This is a genomic window from Agrococcus citreus, assembly GCF_039527715.1.
Lineage (GTDB): Bacteria > Actinomycetota > Actinomycetes > Actinomycetales > Microbacteriaceae > Agrococcus > Agrococcus citreus.
The window spans coordinates 55,427-62,028 of record NZ_BAAAKK010000001.1 but is presented as its reverse complement, the minus strand read 5'-3'; the positions used below and the strand labels follow the sequence as shown (position 1 = coordinate 62,028).

Below are 6,602 nucleotides of genomic sequence, written 5' to 3'. Positions count from 1 at the left end.
GGCCCCCCGCCGCGCCGCGTCGACGCCCTGGCGCGCGCCGCGGAGCCCCTCGAGCAGCACGGGCGCGAGCACCGCCTCGCGCACGAGCTCGGCACCCGGCACGTGCACCTCGCCGCCCTCGGCGATGATGCGGTGGCGCAGCGCGCGCTTCAGCCGCCGCACCGCGAGCGCGTCGAGGCCCAGCAGGTCGCTGCGCAGCAGCTGCTCCGCGAGCTCGGCCGTGAGCTCGCGGCGGCCGGTGGCGACGGCGAGCACCTGCACGAGCGCGTCGACGACCTCGGTGTCGCGCAGCCGGCTCGGCCCGCTCGCGGCGACCGGCACGTCGAGGGCGGAGAGCAGCGAGGCGAGCTCGCTCGCCGCCCGGCCCGTGCGGGTGACGACGGCGATGCCGTCGTGCGGCACCCCCGCCGCGCGCCGCTCGTGCACGAGGCGGGCGATGCGCCGCGCCTGGTCGTCGACGGATGCGGTCAGGTGCAGCTCGACCGCGTCGGCGCAGCCCGCGGCGCGGGCTGCGCGCTGGGTGCCGGCGAGGGCCGTGCCGATGCCCTCGGCGACGCGCCCCGCGAGCGCCCGCACGGCCGGGCCGTGCCGGTGGTCGAGCGCGAGCTCGAGGCGATGCCCGGACTGGTCGGCGAAGCCCAGTCGGGACGGCAGCTGCGCGAGCAGCGTCGGGTCGGCGCCGCGGAAGCCGCCGGTGGTCGTGTCGGGGTCGCCGAAGGCGACGACCGTCGCCCCGCGCCCGCGCAGCGCCTCGAGCAGCACGACCGCGCCCTCGGTCAGCTCCTGCGCGTCGTCGACGAGCACGAGCGTGGGCAGCGCGGCCTCGTCGACCGTCGCGATCGCCCGCGCCGCCCGCCGCAGCAGCGATGCCGCGGTCACCGCGTCGGCACCGCGGCGCTCGAGCCGCTGCAGCCGGTCGAACTCGTCCTTGAAGGCGGCGGCGGCGACCCACTCGGGCATGCCCCGCTCCTGCCCGCGGCGCGCGAGCGCCTCGGCCGTGATGCCCCGCTCGTCGGCGGCCGCGAGCAGCTCGCGCAGCTCGGCCCGGAATCCGGCCTGCTCGCGCACCTCGGCACCCAGGTGCTCGGGCCACGCGGGGCCGCTCGGCGCACCGGCTGCGGCGTCGTCGGCGTGGCCGGCGAGCATGGCGGCGATGATGCGGTCCTGCTCGGCGCCCGACAGCAGCTGCGGCGCCGCACGGCCCGCCGAGAGCGCCTCGGCGGTGAGCACCGCGTGCGCGAACGACGGCATGGAGCGCGCGAGCGGACCCGGGGTGACGAGCGCCGTGCGCCGCGCGAGCCGGTCGCGCAGCGCAGTCGCCGCCTGGCGGGAGCCCGCGACGACGAGCAGCGCGGCGGGGTCGAGCCCGCGCGCGAGACGGTCGGCGGCGAGCTCGACGAGCGTCGTCGTCTTGCCGGAGCCCGAGACGCCCAGCACGATGGCCGACGAGCCCTCGGCCAGGGCGAGCACCGCCTCCTGCGAGGCGTCGAGCGAGGCGGACCGCTCGGGGACGGCGACCTCGAGGGGGTCGAGCAGGGTTCGCGGTGCGGGCACGTCGCCACGGTATCGGCGGCCACCGACACCCCTCGGCGCCGCACCGCAGCCCGTCGCTCCGCCCTCGGCGGACGCGGCGGAACCGCCCTGCCGGATCGCCTATCCTCAGAGGCATGGACATCCGCATCGGCATCAAGGACTCGGCTCGCGAGATCGCATTCGACTCGGCGCAGACCGCGCAGGAGATCGAGGCGGCGGTGGTGGCGGCCCTCGAGGCCGGTCCCCTCAAGCTCGACGACGCCAAGGGCCGCCGCTACCTCGTCCCGAGCGGCCAGATCGCCTACGTCGAGATCGGCAGCGAGACGACGCGCAAGATCGGCTTCGTCGCGTGATGCCCATCCTCGTCCTCGTGCCGATGGTCATGGGGGCGGCGATCGGCCTCGTCGCGCGCTACCTGCTGCCGGGACGCCAGTGGGTGGGGCTCTTCCTCAACCCCACGGCATCGGCGGCGGCGGCCGGCATCGTCTGGACGATCCTCGGGCTGACGGGCATGTCGAGCGACAACGGGTGGCTCTGGGTCGCGAGCCTCGCGGCCGCGCTCGTCGTGGCGCTCGTGCTCCCGCGCGTGCTGCCGGTCCGCCGCGAGCGCGCCGACGCCGCCTACCTCGCCGAACTCACGCGCGCATCCGCCTGAGCCTCGTCCACCGCCGCTAGGCGGTCAGCCCGAGCTCGTCCATGCGCCGCGTGTGCGACGCGACGATGTCGTTGAACGCGGGCTCGAGCCGCGGCTGGCTCGGCACGGCTCGACCGGCGTCGTCGGGCCCGTTGACGGCCAGGTACATCTGCAGCAGCGCATCGCCCACGATCCTGCGGCCCCACACGGCGAGCCGGTCAGAGAGCCGCGGCGTCGCCTCGATCGCCTGCTGGAGCAGGCCCACGAGCAGCGGATGCGGCGTCTCGTTCCGCAGCGCGCGCAGCATCGCGTCGCGATCGTCGGCCGGCAGCCCGGGCGCGATCGCGACGAAGAAGTCGACGAGCAGTCCACTCGCGACGTGCAGCGCGAGCACCTGCTCGTACCAGTCGGCGCCGTCGATCGCGTCGGCGAACGACCGGGTGGTCTCGGCGAAGGGGCGCATCGCGTCGGCCGCGTCGACGGGCTCGGTCTCGAGGATGCGGGCGAACGCCGCCGCGCGGGCGGCGTGGATGCGCACGACCTCCGCGACCTCGATGCGCGCCTCGAGCGACGGCGCGTCGGCCAGCACCCGGCCGGCCTTCGCGACGAGCTCGAGCTCGAGCGCGAGCGCCTGTCCGACGAAGGGCACGAGCGCGGGCCGCACGTCGGACAGCAGCACGCGATCGCCCACGACCGGCATGCGATGCTGTCGGAGCAGCTGGCGCGTCACGTCGCGCGGCGTCCGGTCGAACCACTTCACCACGCTCAGGAGTCTATGGGCGCGAATCGCCCCGCTCCCGCATGCCGCCGGTAGGCTGGCCCGAGCAAAACGAACAGGCGGAACACTCCCTTGACTTTCCAAGACCTCTCCATCGACGCCGACATGGTCCAGGCGCTCGCCGACCGCGGCATCCTCGAGCCCTTCCCCATCCAGACCCAGACCATCCCGCTCGCGCTCTCCGGCCAGGACATCATCGGCCAGGCGAAGACGGGCACGGGCAAGACCTTCGCGTTCGGCCTGCCCCTCGCGCAGCGGCTCGGTGCAGAGCCCGCGCCCGGCGTCCAGGCGCTCATCGTCGTGCCCACGCGCGAGCTCGCCGTGCAGGTGACCGAGGACATGGAGATCATCACCTCCAACCGTCCGACGACGATCGTCTCCATCTACGGCGGCAAGGCCTACGAGGGCCAGATCGAGCAGCTCAAGGCCGGCGCGCAGATCGTCGTCGGCACCCCCGGGCGCCTCCTCGACCTCTCGCAGCAGCGCATCCTCGACCTCTCCAACGTGCAGGAGATCGTGCTCGACGAGGCCGACAAGATGCTCGACCTGGGCTTCCTGCCCGACGTCGAGAAGATCTTCTCGAAGGTCCCGGCCGTGCGGCACACGATGCTCTTCTCGGCCACCATGCCCGGCCCGGTCGTCGCGCTCGCGCGCCGCTTCATGTCGCGACCGCTGCACATCCGCGCGACCGACGTCGACGACACCATCGCGCAGGCCAACATCGAGCACGTCGTCTACCGGGCGCACGCGCTCGACAAGGACGAGGTGATCGCGCGCATCCTGCAGGCCGAGGGCCGCGGCAAGACCGTCGTCTTCACGCGCACGAAGCGCGCCGCCGCGCGCATCACCGAGGAGCTCATCGACCGCGGCTTCCAGGCCGCCGCCGTGCACGGCGACATGAGCCAGGAGGCGCGCGAGCGCGCCATGGCCTCGTTCAAGGCCGGCAAGAAGGACGTGCTCATCGCCACCGACGTCGCCGCCCGCGGCATCGACGTCGACGACGTGACGCACGTCATCAACCACACCATCCCCGAGGACGAGATGGCCTACCTGCACCGCGTGGGCCGCACGGGCCGCGCCGGTCGCACCGGCATCGCGGTCACGTTCGTCGACTGGGAGGACCTCCACAAGTGGTCGGTCATCGACCGCGCGCTCGAGTTCGGCCGCCCGGAGCCGGTGGAGACGTACTCGTCGAGCCCGCACCTCTACACCGACCTCAACATCCCGCAGGGCGTCAAGGGCCGCCTGCACGCGACGCCGCCGCACAAGGAGGCCAAGCGCGAGGGCGTGGCGCCCGGCGGCCGCGGCGAGCGCGGCGGCCGCAGCGGCGAGCGCGGTGGCCAGCGCAGCGGTGAGCGCAGCGAGGGCGGCCAGCGCCGCTCGCGCGGCCGCGGTCGTGGTGGCGACGGCGCTCCGCAGTCGACGGATGCGGCGACCGCTCCCGAGGGACGCGGCACGCACGACGGCGGCGGCACCGAGCACCACGACGGCAACACGGCGCCGACGCGCCGTCGCCGTCGCAGCCGCCGCTCCGGCGCAGGGACGCCCCCGCCCGCGCAGGCCTGAACCGGCAGCGCAAGAGCAGCAGCGCACGAACGGCCGTCCCTCGCGGGGCGGCCGTTCGTCGTCGCGCGGCCGTCTCTCGTCGGCCGCCCGTCGTCGGGCGCCCGTCGTCGGTTCAGGCGAGCGGGACGACGGGCGCGGAGCCCGTCGCGCGGCGCACGATCTCGGCGAGCACCTCGGGGGCGGTCGTGTGCTCCCCGAGCAGGTTGGGCTTGCCGGTGCCGTGGTAGTCGCTCGAGCCCGTGACGAGCAGGCCGAGGCGCTCGGCGTCCGCGAGCAGCTGCTGCCGCGAGCGCTCGTCGTTGTCGCGGTGCCAGATCTCGAGGCCGTCGAGCCCGGCGTCGACGAGCTCGCCGAGCACGCCCATCCGCATCACCGGGCGGCCGCGCGCGGCGGGATGCGCGAGCACGGCGACGCCGCCCGCGTCGCGGATGATGCGGATCGCCTCCTCGGGCGCGGGCGCGTGATGCGGCTGGTAGTAGCCGCCCTGCCAGTGGAGGATGCCCTCGAACGCCGCGGAGCGGTCGGGCACGATGCCGAGCGACACGAGCGCGTCGGCGATGTGCGGGCGGCCGATCGTCGCACCGGGCGCGGAGTGCTCCTCGACGTGCTGCCACGTGAGCGGGTAGTCGCGACCGATCGCGTGCACCATGCGCTCGGCGCGCTCGACGCGCTCGAGCCGGATGCGCTCGCGCTCTCCCACGAACGCCCCCGCCTCGGGGTCGAGCAGGTAGCCGAGCACGTGCACGCTCGCCGGTCCGATCTGCGACGAGAACTCGACGCCGGGGATGAGCGCGACGCCCGTCTCGAGCGCGGCGGCGGAGGCCTCCTGCCAGCCTGTGACGGTGTCGTGGTCGGTGAGCGCGACGACGCCGAGCCCCGCGGCCGCGGCGGCGCGCACGACGTCGCCGGGCGCATCCATGCCGTCCGACTCGCGCGAGTGCGCGTGCAGGTCGATGGGCGCCCTGCGCATCCAGTCCGCCGGCTCGTGCTCCATCCCGCCAGCCTATTCCGGCGTGCGCGCGACGGCCTCCACGGGCCGCGTCCCACAGTCGGTGCATGGCCCCGTGTCCTACGCTCCGGATGTGCTCCCGATCCTCGGCTGGCTGCTCGCCATCGTCATCGCGGCGTGCCTCGCGGTCGCCGCGTGGCCGCAGGCGCTCGGGCTCGAGCAGGCGCCGATCGTCGCGCAGGTCGTGTCGATGCGGATCGGCGTCGTCGGGATCGCGCTCGTGCTCGCGCTCGTCTTCCTGTGCTTCGTCGGCTGGCGGCGCGTGCGCCCGTTCGTGCTCGGCGTCGTCGCGCTGCTCCTCGTGTTCTCGCTCGTCTCCGGCGGCGTGCACGTGTCGCGCGGCGTCGATGCGTCGCAGTCGATCGACGGCGACGGCGCCGACCTCGTGGTGCTGACGTGGAACACGCTCGGCGACGAGCCGGGCGCCGAGGAGGTCGCTCGCGTCATCGACGAGACGGGCGCGGATGTCGTGATGCTGCCCGAGACGACCCTCCCGCTCGGCGTGCGGGTGGCCGAGCTGCTGCGCGAGCGCGGCAACCCCTTCTGGGTGCACACGACCGGCTACTCCCCCGCCTACGGCGCGCTCAACACGACCCTGCTCATCTCCGCCGCGCTCGGCGAGTACACGACCGACCCGTCCGTCGGCGGCACGCGCACGCTGCCGACGGTCGTCGCCCGACCCGACGACGGCGACGGCCCCGTGCTCGTGTCGACGCATCCGGTCGCGCCCGTGCCGCAGCAGATGCGCAACTGGCGCGCCGACCTCGAGTTCGTCGCCGGCCTGTGCGACGGCTCCGCGTCGGTCGTGATGGCGGGCGACTTCAACTCGACGCTCGACCACTGGGCGTCGCTCGGCGTCGACGGCGGCGACCTCGGCACGTGCCGCGACGCTGCGAGCCAGGTGGGCGCCGGCGCCGTCGGCAGCTGGCCGACATGGGCGCCGCCGTGGCTCGGCGCGCAGATCGACCACGTCGTCGCGACCCCCGATTGGGAGCCGATCGCGGCGCGCGTGCTCACGGGCCTCGACGACGTCGGCACCGACCACCGGCCCGTGCTCGTGCAGCTGCGGCAGACGGGCTGAG

General features: G+C 74.8%; 7 protein-coding genes. 4 read left to right on the top strand and 3 right to left on the bottom strand.

The window, feature by feature from the left end:
- On the bottom strand, positions 1–1,554 hold a 1,554-nt coding region (locus ABD106_RS00295; RefSeq protein WP_343916183.1), incomplete at its 3' end, for a UvrD-helicase domain-containing protein.
- A 113-nt stretch (positions 1,555–1,667) separates the two neighbouring features.
- Between ABD106_RS00295 and ABD106_RS00290 the strand changes: the two genes are divergently transcribed.
- Together ABD106_RS00290 and ABD106_RS00285 are read left to right on the top strand one after the other, a co-directional pair.
- A complete protein-coding gene (locus ABD106_RS00290) occupies positions 1,668–1,886 on the top strand; it encodes a DUF3107 domain-containing protein (protein WP_343916182.1) in 219 nt (72 codons plus the stop codon).
- The gene (locus ABD106_RS00285) at positions 1,886–2,188 is read left to right on the top strand and encodes a hypothetical protein (protein WP_343916181.1); all 303 of its coding nucleotides are present in this window, start codon (positions 1,886–1,888) and stop codon (positions 2,186–2,188) included. The genes ABD106_RS00290 and ABD106_RS00285 overlap by 1 nt, the downstream gene beginning before the upstream one ends.
- A 16-nt stretch (positions 2,189–2,204) precedes the next feature.
- Here ABD106_RS00285 and ABD106_RS00280 read toward each other — a convergent pair whose 3' ends face one another.
- Entirely contained in the window at positions 2,205–2,930 is a 726-nt protein-coding gene (locus tag ABD106_RS00280; RefSeq protein WP_343916179.1) for a ferritin-like fold-containing protein, read from the bottom strand.
- 87 nt (positions 2,931–3,017) lie between these two features.
- On the opposite strand from ABD106_RS00280, the gene ABD106_RS00275 reads away from it, so the two are divergent.
- The gene (locus ABD106_RS00275; RefSeq protein ID WP_343916177.1) at positions 3,018–4,511 is read left to right on the top strand and encodes a DEAD/DEAH box helicase; all 1,494 of its coding nucleotides are present in this window, start codon (positions 3,018–3,020) and stop codon (positions 4,509–4,511) included.
- A gap of 112 nt (positions 4,512–4,623) precedes the next feature.
- Here the strand turns inward: ABD106_RS00275 and ABD106_RS00270 are convergent, their stop codons facing one another.
- A complete protein-coding gene (locus tag ABD106_RS00270) occupies positions 4,624–5,505 on the bottom strand; it encodes a PHP domain-containing protein (protein WP_343916175.1) in 882 nt (293 codons plus the stop codon).
- Between the two features lie 88 nt (positions 5,506–5,593).
- Here ABD106_RS00270 and ABD106_RS00265 point away from each other — a divergent pair, with 88 nt between their 5' ends.
- Positions 5,594–6,601 (top strand): endonuclease/exonuclease/phosphatase family protein, encoded by a 1,008-nt coding sequence (locus tag ABD106_RS00265; protein ID WP_343916173.1) that lies wholly within the window; start codon positions 5,594–5,596, stop codon positions 6,599–6,601.
- Position 6,602: the final 1 nt, after the last annotated feature.